This is a genomic window from Lysobacter enzymogenes (assembly GCF_023617245.1).
Lineage (GTDB): Bacteria > Pseudomonadota > Gammaproteobacteria > Xanthomonadales > Xanthomonadaceae > Lysobacter > Lysobacter yananisis.
This window is the reverse complement of sequence record NZ_CP067396.1, coordinates 5,927,602-5,943,066: the sequence shown is the minus strand read 5'-3', so window position 1 is coordinate 5,943,066 and position 15,465 is coordinate 5,927,602. Positions and strand designations below refer to the sequence as shown.

At 72.3% G+C, this 15,465-nt stretch carries 12 protein-coding genes; 9 read left to right on the top strand and 3 right to left on the bottom strand.

Annotated features, from left to right (window positions below; translation table 11 throughout):
• The first annotated feature begins 14 nt into the window (after positions 1-14).
• The 3 genes from JHW41_RS24770 to JHW41_RS24760 all read left to right on the top strand — a co-directional run bounded on the left by JHW41_RS24770 (position 15) and on the right by JHW41_RS24760 (position 5,822).
• Positions 15-3,917: a translocation/assembly module TamB domain-containing protein gene (locus JHW41_RS24770; RefSeq protein WP_250448213.1), complete on the top strand. Its 3,903-nt coding sequence runs from the start codon at positions 15-17 to the stop codon at positions 3,915-3,917.
• A gap of 211 nt (positions 3,918-4,128) precedes the next feature.
• Complete coding sequence (locus JHW41_RS24765; RefSeq protein WP_057945820.1) at positions 4,129-4,971, top strand: ADP-ribosylglycohydrolase family protein; 843 nt, start codon at positions 4,129-4,131, stop codon at positions 4,969-4,971.
• A gap of 296 nt (positions 4,972-5,267) precedes the next feature.
• Entirely contained in the window at positions 5,268-5,822 is a 555-nt protein-coding gene (locus tag JHW41_RS24760; protein WP_250448211.1) for a DinB family protein, read from the top strand.
• Between the two features lie 3 nt (positions 5,823-5,825).
• Here the strand turns inward: JHW41_RS24760 and JHW41_RS24755 are convergent, their stop codons facing one another.
• The 3 genes from JHW41_RS24755 to mutM all read right to left on the bottom strand — a co-directional run bounded on the left by JHW41_RS24755 (position 5,826) and on the right by mutM (position 10,411).
• Positions 5,826-8,648: a serine/threonine-protein kinase gene (locus JHW41_RS24755; RefSeq protein WP_250448209.1), complete on the bottom strand. Its 2,823-nt coding sequence runs from the start codon at positions 8,646-8,648 to the stop codon at positions 5,826-5,828.
• Between the two features lie 126 nt (positions 8,649-8,774).
• Positions 8,775-9,347, bottom strand: coding sequence for an ECF-type sigma factor (locus tag JHW41_RS24750; protein WP_057945825.1), 573 nt, complete (start codon positions 9,345-9,347; stop codon positions 8,775-8,777).
• 251 nt (positions 9,348-9,598) lie between these two features.
• Positions 9,599-10,411, bottom strand: coding sequence for a bifunctional DNA-formamidopyrimidine glycosylase/DNA-(apurinic or apyrimidinic site) lyase (gene mutM, locus JHW41_RS24745; protein WP_057945826.1), 813 nt, complete (start codon positions 10,409-10,411; stop codon positions 9,599-9,601).
• A gap of 85 nt (positions 10,412-10,496) precedes the next feature.
• Between mutM and JHW41_RS24740 the strand changes: the two genes are divergently transcribed.
• From JHW41_RS24740 to JHW41_RS24715, 6 genes are all read left to right on the top strand, one after another.
• A complete protein-coding gene (locus JHW41_RS24740; RefSeq protein ID WP_250448207.1) occupies positions 10,497-11,546 on the top strand; it encodes a CHAD domain-containing protein in 1,050 nt (349 codons plus the stop codon).
• Between the two features lie 344 nt (positions 11,547-11,890).
• Complete coding sequence (locus JHW41_RS24735) at positions 11,891-13,087, top strand: DesA family fatty acid desaturase (RefSeq protein WP_057945828.1); 1,197 nt, start codon at positions 11,891-11,893, stop codon at positions 13,085-13,087.
• A 320-nt stretch (positions 13,088-13,407) separates the two neighbouring features.
• Positions 13,408-13,572 (top strand): hypothetical protein, encoded by a 165-nt coding sequence (locus JHW41_RS24730; RefSeq protein ID WP_157490315.1) that lies wholly within the window; start codon positions 13,408-13,410, stop codon positions 13,570-13,572.
• A gap of 151 nt (positions 13,573-13,723) precedes the next feature.
• Positions 13,724-13,897: a hypothetical protein gene (locus tag JHW41_RS24725; protein ID WP_158229958.1), complete on the top strand. Its 174-nt coding sequence runs from the start codon at positions 13,724-13,726 to the stop codon at positions 13,895-13,897.
• Positions 13,898-13,997: 100 nt separating this feature from the next.
• Complete coding sequence (locus tag JHW41_RS24720; RefSeq protein ID WP_250448205.1) at positions 13,998-14,375, top strand: hypothetical protein; 378 nt, start codon at positions 13,998-14,000, stop codon at positions 14,373-14,375.
• A gap of 218 nt (positions 14,376-14,593) precedes the next feature.
• A complete protein-coding gene (locus JHW41_RS24715; RefSeq protein WP_250448203.1) occupies positions 14,594-15,412 on the top strand; it encodes a kanamycin nucleotidyltransferase C-terminal domain-containing protein in 819 nt (272 codons plus the stop codon).
• Positions 15,413-15,465 lie beyond the last annotated feature (53 nt).

Sequence of the window (15,465 nt, the reverse complement as noted above, 5' to 3'; positions counted from 1 at the left end):
CTTTTCCGCAGCTGATGAGCGACACGCCCCCGCCGCCGCCGCCGCCGACCCCCACCGCGCAGGAGCTGCTGCTCGAACGCCGCCGCCGTCGCCGCGCCGCGGCCCGACGCTGGGCCTGGCGCACCAGCATCGCCGCGGCGGTGTTGACCCTGCTGATCGCGTTCGCCGCGTACTGGCTGATCTCCACCATCGCCGGCCGCGACGTGCTGCTGGCGCAGATCGTCTCGCGCCTGCCGGCCGATTCCAGCTTCACCTGGAAGTCCGCCGAAGGCCCGCTGTCGGGCCCGCTGACGCTGCGCGATGTGCGCTTCGCCTACAAGAAGACGGTATTCACCGCGCAGCGCATCTACCTGGACCCGGCGCTGCGCCCGCTGCTGGGCCGCAAGCTGCGCCTGGACGCGATCCAGGTCGAGGGCGCCACGCTCGACATCGAGAAGAGCGACGAGCCGTTCGAACTGCCGCGCTGGCCCGACGTGCTGCCGCAGATCGAACCGCCGCTGGCGCTGCAGGCCGACGACGTGCGCATCGACGGCTTCAAGATCGCCCAGGCCGGCGAGCACCTCATCGACGTGCGCCAGTTGCGCGCCGGGCTCGACGCGCAATCGGGCAAGCTGCACGTGGAGAAATTGGTCGCCGACACCGACCGCGGCCGCTTCACCGCGCACGGCGATTACCAGCCCAGCCGCGATTTCAAATCCGACCTCACCGTCACCGCGGTGTTGCCGAGCGCGCCGGGCCGCACGCCGCCGCGCCTGGGCCTGGTCGCGCGCGGCGACCTGTCGCGCATGGACGTGGCCGTGGCCGGCGCCGCGCCGGGGCCGGTGCGCATGACGCTGACCTTGCGCGGCAAGGAAGAGGCGCCGGACTGGCGCTTGCACGCGAAGGCCGACGCGCTCGACATCGGTCTGCTGACCGCGCCCGACGCCAAGCCCAGCGATACGCCGATGGCCTTGCGCTTCGACGCGCAGGGCAGCGGCGGCGTCGCCGCGCTGGAAGGCGAGTTCCGCCAGGGCGATATCGCGGTCGAGGTGCTGCCGTCGAAGGTCTCGCTGAAGGAGCAGGTGCTCGACGTGCAGCCGCTGGCGCTGCGCTTGTTCGACGGCACCGCCACGCTGCGCGGCCACGCCGATTTCACCGACGCCGACAACGGCCGGTTCAAGTTCTCGATCAACGCGCGCGGCCTGAGCTGGGGCGGCCAGGCGCCGCCGACCACGCTCAAGTCGGTGGCCAAGCCTTCGCAAGCGCCGCAGACGCCGGCCACGCCGGCGGTGACGCTGGAAAGCGCCGACTTCGGCTTCGCCGGCACGGTCAAGGACTGGGCCGCGATCGGCAACGCGCGGCTGCTGCGCGACAAGCAGGCGGCGACGGTCGAGTTCGACGGCCGCGGCAACGATCAACGCATGAGCTTGAAGTCGCTCAAGGCCAAGATGCCGACCGGCCTGCTCGACGCCAGCGGCGACGTGGCGTGGGCGCCGAAGCTCGGCTGGGACCTCAAGGCCGCGTTGTCGGGCTTCGATCCCGGCTATTTCGCGCCGGAATTCAAGGGCGCGGTCGACGGCAAGCTGGCCAGCACCGGCGCCACCCGCGACGACGGCGGGCTGGAGATCCAGGCGACCGCCGAACAGCTCGGCGGGCGCCTGCGCGAACGGCCGCTCGGCGGCCGCGGCCGCTTCCTGATGCACGGCGCCGCCACCGGCAAGACCGGCGACGCCTACGAAGGCGAAGTTGCGCTGAGCCTGGGCGGCAGCAAGCTCGAAGCCAAGGGCAAGTACGCGCAGAGCATCGACGTCGACGCGAAGTTCGCGCCGCTGCAGTTGAACGATCTGCTGCCGAGCGCGTCGGGCAGCCTCAACGGCACGCTCAAGCTCACCGGCGCCGCCGATGCGCCCAATGTCGATGCCGATCTCACCGGCAGCGCGCTCAAGTACGGCGACTACCAGGCCGCCAGCTTCAGCGCCAAGGGCAAGCTGCCCTGGCGCGGCCGCGGCGGCCAGCTGGCGCTGCGCGCCAGCGAACTCGATGCGGGCATCGCGCTGTCGTCGCTGAGCGTGGACGCGCAGGGCGCGGTGGAAGCGCTGCAACTGCAGGCGCAGGCGCGCAGCGACGTCGCCAACCTCGACCTGTCCGGCCACGCCGACAAGCGCGGCAACGTCTGGTCCGGCGCGCTGGCCTCGCTGCAGCTGGCGCCGAGCAAGGGCGCCAGCTGGCGCCTGCAGCAGTCCACCGCGTTCCGCTGGAACGGCGACAGCGGCGGCTTCAACGACGCCTGCCTGGTCTCCAGCAGCGGCGGTTCGCTGTGCGCGGCCGCCGACTGGCCGCGCCGCGGCGTCGAACTCAAGGGCCACGGCCTGCCGCTGCTGCTGGCCCAGCCCTACCTGCCCGAGCGCAGCGACAAGCGGCCGTGGATCCTGCGCGGCGAAATCGCGCTGGACGGCGAACTGCGTCCGGCCGGCAAGGGCTGGCGCGGCAACTTCAACCTCAGCTCCGCCGGCGGCGGCCTGAAGTTCAGCGAGCGCGCGCGGCGCGAACTGGTGCGCTACAACGCGCTCTCGCTCAAGGCCAGCTTCGACACCCAGAAGCTCAGCGCCGAACTGAAGTCCGGCTTCAACGACGACGGCCGCATCGAGGCCACCGTCAACACCGGCTGGGACGCGTACGCGCCGCTCTCGGGCAATGTCGCGGTCGACACCGACGAGCTGACCTGGGTCGAGCTGTTCTCGCCCGACATCGTCGAGCCCAAGGGCAAGCTGGAAGGCCGCATCGGCCTGGCCGGCACGCGCAGCAAACCGCTGTTGAGCGGGCAGGCGCGGCTGTCGCAATTCACCACCGAGGTGCCGTCGCTGGGCATCGTGCTGCAGCAGGGCGACGTACGCCTGGACGCGCAGCCCGACGGCAGCGCGCGCATCGCCGGCAGCGTGCGCTCGGGCGAGGGCACGCTGAACGTCGACGGCACGCTCGGCTGGCAGGGCGACGACACGCCGCTGGTGTTGAACATCCGCGGCACCAACGTGCTCGCCTCCGACACCCGCGACCTGCGCGCGGTGGCCAATCCCGAGCTGACCGTGCGCTACGCGGCCAAGCAGCCGCTCAACGTCACCGGCAAGGTCACCATTCCTTCCGCGCGCGTCGATCTGGAACGCCTGGACCAGGGCGTGTCGGTGTCCGAGGACGTGGTCGTGCTCGATCCGGTGAATCCCGAGGACACCGGTTCTTCGCCGCTGGAACTCGACCTGACGCTGGCCGTCGGCGACGACGTCAAGCTCAAGGGCTTCGGCCTGGACGGCAAGCTCGGCGGACAGATGCGGGTGCGCTCGCGGCCGGGCCGCGAGATGACCGCGAGCGGCGCGCTCAGCGTGGAAGGCCGCTACGAAGCGTACGGGCAGAAGCTGCAGATCACCCGCGGCAATCTGGCCTGGAACAACGGCCCGGTGTCCGATCCGATCCTGGACCTGCGCGCCGAGCGCGAAGTCGGCGCGGTCAAGGCCGGCGTCGATATCGGCGGGCGGGTCAGCGCGCCGCAGGTCAACGTCTGGTCGGATCCGGCCAGCTCGCAGTCCGAAGCGCTGGCTTACCTCACCCTGGGCCGTCCGCTGTCGAATTTGACCGGCGACGAGAGCAAGCAGCTCAACGCCGCCAGCGCCGCGCTGTCGGCCGGCGGCGGCCTGCTGGCCTCGCAGCTCGGCGCCAAGATCGGCCTCGACGACGCCGGCGTGATGGAAAGCCGCGCGCTCGGCGGGTCGGTGCTTGGCGTCGGCAAGTACCTGTCGCCGAAGCTCTACGTCGGCTACGGCGTATCGCTGCTCGGCACCGGCCAGGTGCTGACGCTGAAGTACCTGCTGCGCAAGGGCTTCGACGTCGAGATCGAATCGAGCACGCTGGAGAACCGCGCGTCGGTGAACTGGCGCAAGGAGAAGTGAGTCCGCGGCGGAGCGCATGCTTCGCTGACGGGTTCGATTCGATCTGAGCGGAAGGCATCGGGCCTGAAGGCGCTCCCACGACAGCGAGCCGGCTGGGCGTGTGGGGGCGCCTTCAGGCCCGATGCTTTTGTGCCGGCCCGGATCGGACCCGGCCGCGATTAGAATGCGCGCACCGCCCACGGACCCGGGCGCACTCACCAAGGACCGCTCCATGCTGCTGGAACTGGCCATCGGCGACGCCTACGGCGCCGGTTTCGAATACGCCGCCGACCGGATCGTGCGCGAGCGCAACGACGGCGCGCACTACGTCCGCCACCCGCGCCACGCGATCGAACCGGGCTGCTACACCGACGACACCCAGATGAGCCTGGCCATCGCCGAGGCCTTGGCCGAGGGCGATCCGTGGACTCGCGAATCGCTGGCCGAGCGTTTCGTCGCGGCGTTCAAGCGCGATCCGCGCGAGGGTTACGCCAGCCGCTTCCATGGCCTGCTGACCGAAGTGCGCGACGGCGCCGACCTGCTCGCGCGGATCGTGCCCGACAGCGCCAAGAGCGGCGCGGCGATGCGCGCGCCGCCGATCGGCGCGCTCGCCGACACCGCCGAGGTCGTGCGCCGCGCCGAACTGCAGGCGCGCATCACCCACGACACGCCCGACGGCGTCGCCGCCGCGGTCGCCGCGGCCCTGTGCACGCATTACTTCGTCCATCGCCGCGGCGCCAAGGACGGCTTGGCCGGGTATCTCGCCGCGCACGTGCCCGGTCCGTGGCGCGAGCCATGGCGCGGCAAGGTCGGCGCGCTCGGCATGGACAGCGTGCACGCGGCGGTCGCCGCGGTGCTCGCCCATTCGCGCATGAGCGAACTGCTGCGCGCCTGCATCGCCTACACCGGCGACGTCGACACCGTCGCCACCATCGCGCTCGCGGCGGGCGCGTGCAGCGAAGAGATCGCGCAGGACTTGCCGGCTTCGCTGTACGACGGACTAGAGAACGGACGCTACGGCCGCGAGTATCTGATTGCGTTGGATGCGCGGCTGATGGCGCTGGCGACGCGATAAGCCGGCGCCTGGCGGCGACAAGCGCCGCGCGGGGCCGACGGTCGTGGCCTGCGCCGCATCGGCAGCGGTCAGGGCGTCCCTGGCGCGGGAGCTGGCCGACCGGTGGGCGCTCGCAGACCCGCTGTTCGCCGCGGAAATCCGCTCGCTCATCGGACTCGCACTGGTGCCGTGCGTCGGCGTGTTCTGCGTGCGGCCTATATTCGCCGCTTATGCCGTGCCGCGCGCGGACAAGCCTCGGCGCTGATGCGACAATCGCCCGCGAGCGATCGGCCCGGCCGGCCGCACCGGAGCCACGCATGAATCTGCTAGCCCACGCCCGCCTGATGGCCGACTACAACCGCTGGATGAACCAGCGCGTCTACGCCGCCGCCGCGCGACTGCCGGCCGAGGCGGTCGCGCAGGACCGCGGCGCGTTCTTCGGCTCGATCCTGGGCACGCTCAACCACTTGATGACAGCCGATCGGATCTGGCTGCGCCGCTTCGCCGAGCATCCCGCGCGCTACGCCGCGCTGGAACCGCTGCGCGCGCAGCCGGCCCCGACCGACTTGCGCGCGATCGCGTACGACACGCTGCCGGCGCTGCGCGCCGCGCGCGAGGAACTCGATGCGCGGATCGTGGACTGGATCGGCGAAACCGCCGAAGCCGATCTCGACCAGGCCTTGGTCTACGCCAACACCCGCGGCGTGGTCTCGCGACGGCGCTTCGGTTTGTTGCTGCTGCATTTCTTCAATCACCAGACCCACCATCGCGGCCAGGTCACCACGCTGCTGACCCAGGCCGGCGAGGATGTCGGCGGCACCGATCTGCTGGAACTGATTCCGACGCTGATGGCGGACGCGGACGGCGACTGAGGCTCAGCCGGCGCAGGTCTGGCGGATCGCCTGCACTTCGCGCAACACTTCGCTGCCGTCCGGCCGCGCTTCGCCGATGCTGCGCAACAGGCCGTCGAGGCGCGCGCGCGCCTGGCCGCGTTGCGGGCCGGCGCAGCGCAGTTGCGCGGCGTAGGCCTGGGCGCGCCAGCCGAGCTTGCGCAGGGCTTCGTCGTTGATCGGCAGTTCCGCCAGCGCGTCCAGGTGCGCCAGCGCGGCGGCGTCGCCGGTGGCGGCCTGGGCGCGCGACAGCGACAGCTCGGCGGCGCGCGCGCGCGGGTCGCGCTCGCCGTAGGCCGCGCGGGTCAGCGCGCGCGCGCGTTGCAGGCGCGGCAGCGCGGCCGCGCGCGCGTCGAGGGCGAGGTCGATCTCGCCGAGCAGGCGCTCGCTCTCGCCGACCGTGCCGGCCTGCGCGCCGTCCTGGCGGATGCGCAGGCGCCGCACCTGCTCCAGCAGTTCGCGCGCTTGCGCGTCGCGGCCGGCCTCGTGCAGCACCAGGGCCTGTTCGGTCATCAGCTCGGCCAGGCGGCCGGCCTGCGGATGGCGGCGCGCGATCTGCAGCGCGCGTTCGAGTTCGGCCAGCGCCCGCGCGAGGTCGCCGCGCTCCCACGCGACCACGCCGAGCGCGCCGTGCACGCCGATGAGGTCGGCGTGCTCCGGACCCAGGCGCTGGGCCAGCAGGTTGCGGATCAGCTCCAGGTCCTTCTGCGCTAGCACGAACTGGCCTTGGTCGATGTGCAGCGCCGCCAGTTGCCGGCGCACCTCCAGGGTCGCCGGGTGCTGCGCGCCGTTGACTTCCAGCGCGATCGCCAAGGCTTCGCTGGCGTCGCGCTCGGCATCGTCGAGCCGGCCCAGGCCGCGCCGCAGCACCGCCAGATTGCGGCCGATCTCGACCTGCAGCGGATGGCGGTCGCCGACGCTTTGCTGCAGCTTGCGCCGCGCCTGTTCGAAACCCAGCAGCGCCTCGCGGTCCTGGCCGGCATCGGCCTGCAGGCCGGCCAGGTCCATCAGGTTTTCGACTTCGCCCACGTCGGTGTTCTCGCGCATCTCGCGGCGGATCGCCAGCGAGCGCTCGAACAACTGGCGCGCGCCCTGGCGTTCGCCGTTGGCGCGGCGGCAGCGGCCGAGTTCGGAATAGAACTCGCTGGCCTGCAGCGGCAGCTGCGCCTGTTCGCGCCGGGCCAGGTCGAGCGCGGGCTGCATCAGCGCGGCGCAGTCGCGCGGCTGCGCCAGCAGGCGCAGCACCTTGCCGCGCTGAGTCAGCGATTCCAGGCGCAGGCTGTCGGGGATGTCGTCGGTGGCGGCGATCAGCTGCGATTGGCGTTGCAGCAGCCCGCGCGCCTCGTTGTAGTCGCCCAGGCTGATGCGCATGCGCGCGATCACCCCGAACAGTTCGGCGCGCGCGCGCGGCTGCCGCGCCAGTTCGCGGTTGCCGCGCGCGACCGAGGCGTCGAGCAGGCCGCGCAGGTCCAGCGCCTCGCCCTCGGGCGTGCCGCGCGCGCTTTCGAACAGGCCGACCATGAAGTCCTGCATCGCCTGCGCGCGCGCCGCTTCGACCACCGCCTCGCGCGCCTGCCACGCGACCACGCCGAGCGAGGCGCTGAGCACCACCGCCACCAGCGCCGCGGTCGCCAGCGCCCAGCGGTGGCGCGCCACGTACTTGTTGATCCGGTAGCGCACGCTCTGCGCGCGCGCCAGCACCGGCCGGCCGGATTCGAAGCGCTGCAGGTCCAGCGACAGCGCTTCCACCGAGGGATAGCGCTGCTCCGGGCGTTTGGCCAGGGTCTTGAGCACGATGTTGTCGAGATCGCCGGCGAGCTGCCGGCCGAGCCGGCGCAGCGAGCCCGGATCGAGGTCGGGATCGTTGGCGTCGGCGTAGCGCAGCACCGCCTGCGAGGGCCGCAACGGATCGGCGGCGAGGATCGCCTCTTCCCATTCCGCGTCGGTCTGGCGCTTGAGCTTGTACGGCTTGGAATCGGTGAGCAGTTCGTACAGCACCACGCCGAGCGAGTAGACGTCGGTCATGGTGGTGACCGGCTCGCCGCGCACCTGCTCGGGCGCGGCGTAGTGCAGGGTGAAGGCGCGCGCGCCGGTGCGGGTCTGCTCGGGCAGCGGCACGTCGTTGCTGTCGAGCAGCTTGGCGATGCCGAAGTCGAGCAGGCGCACGTCGCCGGCCGGCGTCACCAGGATGTTGGACGGCTTGAGGTCGCGGTGGACGATCAGGTTCGCGTGGGCGTGGCTGACCGCGTCGCAGATCTGCTGGAACATGCGCAGGCGCTTGTCCAGCGGCGTGCGCTGGTTGCGGCAGTAGTCGGTGATCGGCTCGCCTTCGACGTATTCCAGCGCCAGGTACGGCAGGCCGTCGCGGGTCACGCCGGCGTCGAGCAGGCGGGCGATGTAGGGATGCGCCAAACGCGCGAGGATCTGCCGCTCGCGGGTGAAGCGGGTGCGCAGGTTGGTGTCGGTCAGGCCCGGGCGCAGCAGCTTCAGCGCGACCCGGCGCTGGTACAGGCCGTCGGCGCGCGAGGCCAGCCAGACCTGGCCCATGCCGCCTTCGCCGAGCAGGCTTTCCAGGCGATAGCTGCCGACCTCCACGCCCGGGCGCATGCCCGACTGCTGCGGCGTCACCAGCGGTTCGGACAGGAAGTCCTCGTGGCCGTCTTCCAGGCCGATGAGCTCGGTCAACTCCGCCGCCAGCGACGGATCGTCCGCGCCCAACTCGCGAAGACGTTCGGCGCGCGCATCCGGTTCCAACTCGAGCAATGCATCGAGCAGCGGCGAAAGTCGCAACCAGCGTTCGGCGTCCATCGAGTCAGCCGCGCACCCGCGCGCGCAGGGCGGCGAGCAAGAGCAGCGGAGCGACGGCGATGTCGATCATGGCGTTGCGCATTCCTTGCAGGCGCGCAGCGCGCGCGGACCGCGGCGCGGGCGCGCTCAGCGGCCGGGTTCGTCCTGCAGCGACGCCAGCAGGAACAGCCGCGCCTTCTGCCAGTCGCGGCGGATGCTGCGCTCGGAACGTTGCAGCAGCGCGGCGATTTCCAGTTCCGACAGGCCGGCGAAATAGCGCAGTTCCACCACCTGGGCCAGGCGCTGGTCGACCGCGGCGAGCTTGGTCAGGGCCGAATCCAGGCCGAGGGTGTCCTCGTCCAGGCGCAGGCCGCCTTCGACATCGTCGGGCAGTTCGGTGACGCGGTGCAGGTCGCCGCCGCGCTTCTGCGCCAGGCGCTGGCGCGCGTAGTCGACCACCACGCTGCGCATCGCGGAGGCGGCGTAGGCGAAGAAGTGCGCGCGATCGTCGAACTGCGCTTCGCGCCGGCCGACCAGCTTGAGGTAGGCCTCGTGCACCAGCGCGGTGGCGTCCAGGGTCTGGCCGTGCTGGCCGGCGAGCTGGCGCCGCGCCATCGTGTGCAGTTCCTGGTACAGCGTGGCGAGCACGCGGTCGAGCGCGCCGCGATCGCCCTCGCGGGCGGCGTCCAGCAGGATCGTGATGTCAGCGCTTTCGGCCATGTCGCCCCCAATTCGGTCCAGACTATAGCGCGTTCAGCTTGGCTTGGAAGCGACACAGGTGGCAGCAAACCTGCGTTGGAACGCCGCAATCGATTGCCGCCAGACGACACTCGGAATGCACACGAATTACCCCGCCGCGCTAACGCACGAAGCGCCGTCGCGATGACACGCCGGCGCACCGCAGCGATCAACGGCAAGCGCGCGCCGATCCGGACACGCGACGCGGCGCGGCGAGCGTGCCAAAGCCGCATTCAGCGTTGGCAGTGGCCGCACCACACCGTGGTGCGCTGGCCGATGCTGGCCTGCTTCAGCGGCCGCCCGCAGCGCGGGCAGGGTTCGCCGCCGCGGCCGTAGGCGGCCAGTTCCTGCTCGAAATAGCCCGGCGCGCCGTCGGGGCTGATGAAGTCGCGCAAGGTGGTGCCGCCGCGCTGGATCGCGTAGCCCAGGATCGCCTTGATCGCCCCGGCCAGCTCGGCATAGCGCTCGCGCGAGACCTTGCCGGCCGCGCGCAGCGGCGACACGCCGGCGGCGAACAGCGCTTCGGCGGCGTAGATGTTGCCGACGCCGACCACGACTTTCTGATCCATCAAAAACGTTTTCACCGGCGCCTTGCGCCCGCGGCTGAGCGCGAACAGGTAGTCGCCGTCGAAGTCGTCCGACAGCGGTTCCGGGCCGAGGCCGCGCAGCAATTCATGGGTTTCGCCGGGCGCCTGCCACAGCAGGCAGCCGAACCGGCGCGGGTCGTTGAAGCGCAGCACGCGGTCGTCGTCGAGCAGCAGGTCGACGTGGTCGTGGTCGCGCACCGGGGTGTCGGCCGGCAGCACGCGCAGGCTGCCGGACATGCCCAGGTGCAGCAGGGCGCTGCCGGCGGCGGTGTCGACCAACAGGTACTTGGCGCGCCGGCGCACCGCGTCGATGCGCTGGCCGGGCAGGGTCTCCTCGATCGCCGCCGGGATCGGCCAGCGCAGGTCGGGCCGGCGCAGGATCGCGGTGACGACGTGACGGCCTTCCAGGTGCGGCGCGAGGCCGCGGCGGGTGGTTTCGACTTCAGGCAATTCAGGCATGGTCCCAGCGTACTATCCCGTCCGGGCCGGCGCGCGCAGCGTCGGCGCGAAACGCTTACGTATCCATGCGAAGCGGGAGTCCGCCATGCCGCAGGCCGAAGTCGAGGCAGTCGCCGAGGGAGTCGAATCCGCCGTGCCGCCCGGGACGCCACGAGCGCGGCGCCGGGCTTCGCGCGGCGCGGCGGCCGAAGAGGCCGGGGCGGAAGACGCGCCGGTGCGGCGGGCCGGGGCGCGGACGCCGGCCGGATCCGGGCATGGCGCCACGTCGCGCACTTCCGACCGGCGGCCCGACCTGCGTTCCCACACCGACGCGGCCAAGGCCGCGCGTCCGCCCGGCCAGCGCCTGCGCGCCCATGCCACGCGCGAGATCGACCAAGCCCTCGACGCGCTCGGTTGGGGCGGCAACCGCATCCACGCCGGCGTGCATCTGGCGCGCAAGAACCTGCGCCGCGCCCGCGCCACCCTGGCGTTGGGTGCGGACGGGCTGGGGCCCGGCGCGGCTCTGGTCGACCGCGAACTGCGCGACCTCAACCGCGACCTGTCGCAGCTGCGCGATGCGCACGCGCTAGTCGAGACCCTCGACCGCCTGCTGCGCGGCGAACTCGCGCCCGACGCGCGCCGCCTGCTGGCGCGCGCGCGTCGCGCCGCCGCCGCCGCGCGCGCCGCCGCGGCGCGCCGCGCGCGCGAGGACGATCCCGGCCTGGGCCGTCGCCGCGCGCTGCTGCAGGTGCTGCGCGCCGCGTTGCTGGCGATGCCGTGGGCGCAGCTGCAGCCCGAGCATTGGCGCGCCGCCGTCGCCGCGAGCCTGCGGCGGGTGGCGCGCGCCGGCGAGCGCGCCCGCGCCAGCGGCGGCGACGAGGACTGGCACGACTGGCGCCGGCGCGCGCGGCGGCTGTCGCAGCAACAGCGCGCGCTCAAGAGCGCCGGGCTCGGCGCGGACGCGCCGACGTTCGACAAGCGCCAGATCGAGCGGCTCGGCGAGGCGCAGGACCTGAACCTGCTGCTGGACCATTGCGGCAAGGGCTCGCCGTTCGCCAAGGCCGAGCGCGGCGCGCTCAAGGCGTTCGCGCGCGGCGAACTGGCGGGTGCGCGCGAACGCATTCAAGCGGGGAGCGAGGGACGTTCTCCGGAGTGAGTGCGGTGCGTCGTGGCTGCGTTGGCGCGGCGCGGCTCGCGCCGCTCCTACAAGGGGCGGCCGCGGCTTCGATTGCCGCCCATAGGAGCGGCGCGAGCCGCGACGGCCCCAATCCCCGCGATCCTGAACCGTACAGGCCTCCGTCGCCCGCCTGAACCGCCCGGTCCTGCCCGGTCCGCTGCGGCTTGCCCGTTGGAATTCACGACCCCATCACAGCCTTCGGCCGGCCGTACCGGCGCGAACGGTGGGCCCGGAGTGGCATCATCGGCTATATATACAACTGTCCTTTAATTGCCCCGCCACCCCAACGGCTGCCCAAAGCCATCGCTGCCCCGGAGTTCGCAATGCCCGCGTCCCTGATCGATTTCCTCGCCGGCGGCCTGGTCCAGGCCCGCTTCTGGGAATTGGCCGTGTATTTCCTGGTGGTGACCCAGCTCACCATCTTGTCGGTCACCTTGTACCTGCACCGCTCGATGGCGCACCGCTCGGTCGACTTCCACCCGGTGCTGGCGCACTTCTTCCGCTTCTGGACCTGGCTGACCACCTCGATGATCACCAAGGAGTGGGCGGCGATCCATCGCAAGCACCACGCCAAGTGCGAGACCGAGGAAGACCCGCACAGCCCGCAGTTCAAGGGCATCGACACGGTGATGTGGCGCGGCGTGGAGCTCTACCGCGAGGCCCGCACCGAGCGCGAGGACATCGAGAAGTACGGCAAGGGCTGCCCGGACGACTGGATCGAACGCAAGCTCTACACCCCGTGGGCGACGATGGGCCCGGTAGTGCTGCTGTTCGCCAGCTTCGCCCTGTTCGGTTTCGCCGGCGTGGCGATCTGGGCGCTGCAGATGGTGTGGATCCCGTTCTGGGCCGCCGGCGTGGTCAACGGCCTGGGCCACTGGTGGGGCTACCGCAATTTCGAAACCACCGACACCGCGACCAACCTGACCCCGTGGGGCTTCTGGATCGGCGGCGAGGAACTGCACAACAACCACCACGCGTTCCCGAGCTCGGCCAAGTTCGCCCTGCGCAAGTGGGAGTTCGACATCGGCTGGACCGCGATCCGCGGCCTCGCCGCGCTGCGCCTGGCCAAGGTGCTGCGGGTCGCGCCGACCCTGGACGTGCGTCCGAACATCGCCATGCCCGACGGCGAGACGCTCAAGGCGCTGCTGGCGATCCGCTTCCAGGCCATGACCGACTTCTACCGCAACGTCACCCTGCCGACCCTGCGCGAGGACGCCGGCGACCGCGTGCGCGCGTTGCCGCGGCGGCTGCGCAAGGGCCTGGCCGACGGCGGCCGCTGGCTCGACGACGGCGCCCGCGCGCGCCTGCAGACCTGGGTGGCCGAGCGTCCGCGCATGGCCCAGCTGGCCGATTTCCGCCAGCGCCTGGCGCAGGTGCTGGACGACCGCTCGCACGACGCCCAGGCCACCCTGCAGCGTCTGCACGCCTGGTGCGTGGAAGCCGAGGCCAGCGGCATCCACACCCTGCAGGCGTTCTCCGAACGGCTCAAGGGCTACGCGCTGGCGCCGGTGCGGCACTGACCGCCGCGCGCCGCCGCCAAGCGACACCGACGAACCCGCGCTCCGGCGCGGGTTTGTTTTTGTGCGAACGAGACGCCGGTCCGTCCGCGCGGGCGCGGCGCGGATAGCGTCGTGCGCTTGGGAATCCGGCGCCGCCGTCCGGCCGCGCCGCACACGGAGGTGGCGCATGTCCGCGGATCGACCGTCCAGCCTTCGCTGCCGCCGCTGCGCCCGCGCGCGCCCCGCCTTCCGCTTGAGCCTCCAGGGACGAACCCACCATCCGTGACCGCGCCCGCGCCACGGACCGGCGCCCGCGATCGCACGCGCAAGGAGAGAGCACGATGAAACTGTTCCGCAGCAAGCGCTTCAAATTGCTGGCCCTGTCGGCGCTGTTCGCCGCCGGCCTGGGCTTCGGCGCGGCGCAGGCCGGCGCCACGCAGGAATGCTTCCCCTCCGACAACTGCCCGCACGGCGCCTGGGTCGGCGGCTGCTGCGATCCGGCCTGAACCGCCGGCGCACCGCCGCGGGCCGCTCGCCTCCGCCGCAGGCGCAGGCGCGCGCGCGACGGCCCGGATTCCGCGTCCGGGCCGTCGGCGCCGCTCGCGGCGGCGTTGCCGCGCGGTCCGTCCCGCCCACGCACTTCTCCAGGAGAACGACATGAGTCACCTGCGTACCCGCCGCGCCAGAGCCTTGCTGCTGGCCGTGCTGTTCGCCACCGGCATCGGCTTCGGCGCCGTCCACGCCGATACCAAGTACGCCGAGGGCTGCGCGCCCAAGTCCGGCTGCCAGTTCGGCGGCACCCGCTTCGGCTGCTGCGTCGACGACAGCTGACGCGGCCGCGGCCGGCGCCGCGCGCGCCGGCCGCGCGCGGCGCTTGCCCGCCGCGCCCGCGCGCGGCAGGCTGCGCGCTGGTCCTTTCGCGGATGCGCGCATGCGCCTGCCCACGTTCCGCCCGTCTGCCTTCGCGCGGCTGTCGTCCGCGCTGCTCGCGCTCGCGCTGTGCGCCCTGCCGGCGTCGGCGCAGGAGGTGGCCTCCACCGGCGACTACCTCGCGCGCATGGACGCCGACCGCGACGGCCGGGTGTCGCTGCTGGAATACCAGGACTGGCTCAGCTACGCCTTCGACGCGATGGACGCCAACCGCGACGGCGTCCTCGACGCGTCCGAACAACCGGCCAGCGGCCGCGGTGCGCGCGCGCCGCTGACCCGCGAGGCGCACCGCAAGACCCTGGCCGAACGCTTCGCTCGCCAGGACCGCAATCGCGACGGCTTCCTCGACGCGCGCGAGTTGGCCTCGCCGCCGCAATGACTGCGTGGGTGGCTATCCCCCTGTAGGCGCGGCGCGAGCCGCGACCGCGGGGTAGCCGTTTGCGTCGTATGCGCGGCGTCGCGGTCGCGGCTCGCGCCGCGCCTGCAGGCGTGAACCGCAGCGCGATGCGCGTGCCATCCCACCGCAAGCGCAAGCCGCGTCGCAACGCCCGCATTGCGCAATTGCCGCGCGCGCGATGCGCGTGGTACCTAGTCGCGATGGATTACGCACTGCCCCAGGGCGAACTCGACACCCTGTTCGCCGGACCGCAATCGGTCGGTTCCGAGCAACGCCGCGACCTTGTCGCCCTCATCCTCGAACGCCTGCGCCAGCGCTTCGGCGAACGCCTGCTCGCGGTCGCGCTGTACGGCTCCACCGCGCGCGACAGCGACGGGCCGTATTCGGACCTGGAGCTGTGGGCGGTGCTCGACGACGCCGCGTTCGGCGCCGACTTCGACGAGTCGCTGGAGTGGGTGCACGGCCGCGGCAAGGCCGAGGTCAACCTGATGTCGCGCAGCGCGGTGGAAGCGTTCGCGCGCGAAGTCGACGAGGCCTGGCCGATCAGCCACGGCCAGTTCGTGCACGCGCGCGCGCTGTGGATCGCGCCGGACCACGGCGCGCTGTTCGAGACCTTGCGCTCGTTGGCCGCGCATCCCGACGACGCGGCGGTGGAACGGGCCATGGCCGAGATCGTGGTCGGCGAGCTGTACGAATTGGTCGGCAAGCTGCGCAACCGCTACGCGCGCAAGCCGCTGGCGCTCCTGGCCGGCGAATTCGCCGTGCACCTGGCCTGCCTGGTCGGCCTGGCCGAGCGCCACGTCTACGCCTGCGCCGGCACGATGTTCGACGAAGCCGCCGACCTGCCGGGACCGGACGGCGCGGTGGAGCTGTACCGGCTGGTCGCGCGCGGCGAACTCGGCGATGAAGCGGTGCTGGTCGCGGCGCTGGAGCGGGCCTGGACCGGGGTCGAAGCCTGGGCGCACGAGGTCGCGCTGGTCGAAGCGCTGCAGCGGCGCTGTGTGGCGGGCGAGCGCTGAGGGGCGGGCGGATTCGTCGCGGCGGACAGGACAGCGTCGGGCCTGAAGGCCCT

Bases quoted from the DNA above. Each gene is read 5' to 3' on its own strand.
- JHW41_RS24770 (WP_250448213.1), top strand. From the start codon at position 15: ATGAGCGACACGCCCCCGCCGCCGCCGCCGCCGACCCCCACCGCGCAG.
- JHW41_RS24765 (WP_057945820.1), top strand. From the start codon at position 4,129: ATGCTGCTGGAACTGGCCATCGGCGACGCCTACGGCGCCGGTTTCGAA.
- JHW41_RS24760 (WP_250448211.1), top strand. From the start codon at position 5,268: ATGAATCTGCTAGCCCACGCCCGCCTGATGGCCGACTACAACCGCTGG.
- JHW41_RS24755 (WP_250448209.1), bottom strand. From the start codon at position 8,648: ATGGACGCCGAACGCTGGTTGCGACTTTCGCCGCTGCTCGATGCATTG.
- JHW41_RS24750 (WP_057945825.1), bottom strand. From the start codon at position 9,347: ATGGCCGAAAGCGCTGACATCACGATCCTGCTGGACGCCGCCCGCGAG.
- mutM (WP_057945826.1), bottom strand. From the start codon at position 10,411: ATGCCTGAATTGCCTGAAGTCGAAACCACCCGCCGCGGCCTCGCGCCG.
- JHW41_RS24740 (WP_250448207.1), top strand. From the start codon at position 10,497: ATGCCGCAGGCCGAAGTCGAGGCAGTCGCCGAGGGAGTCGAATCCGCC.
- JHW41_RS24735 (WP_057945828.1), top strand. From the start codon at position 11,891: ATGCCCGCGTCCCTGATCGATTTCCTCGCCGGCGGCCTGGTCCAGGCC.
- JHW41_RS24730 (WP_157490315.1), top strand. From the start codon at position 13,408: ATGAAACTGTTCCGCAGCAAGCGCTTCAAATTGCTGGCCCTGTCGGCG.
- JHW41_RS24725 (WP_158229958.1), top strand. From the start codon at position 13,724: ATGAGTCACCTGCGTACCCGCCGCGCCAGAGCCTTGCTGCTGGCCGTG.
- JHW41_RS24720 (WP_250448205.1), top strand. From the start codon at position 13,998: ATGCGCCTGCCCACGTTCCGCCCGTCTGCCTTCGCGCGGCTGTCGTCC.
- JHW41_RS24715 (WP_250448203.1), top strand. From the start codon at position 14,594: ATGGATTACGCACTGCCCCAGGGCGAACTCGACACCCTGTTCGCCGGA.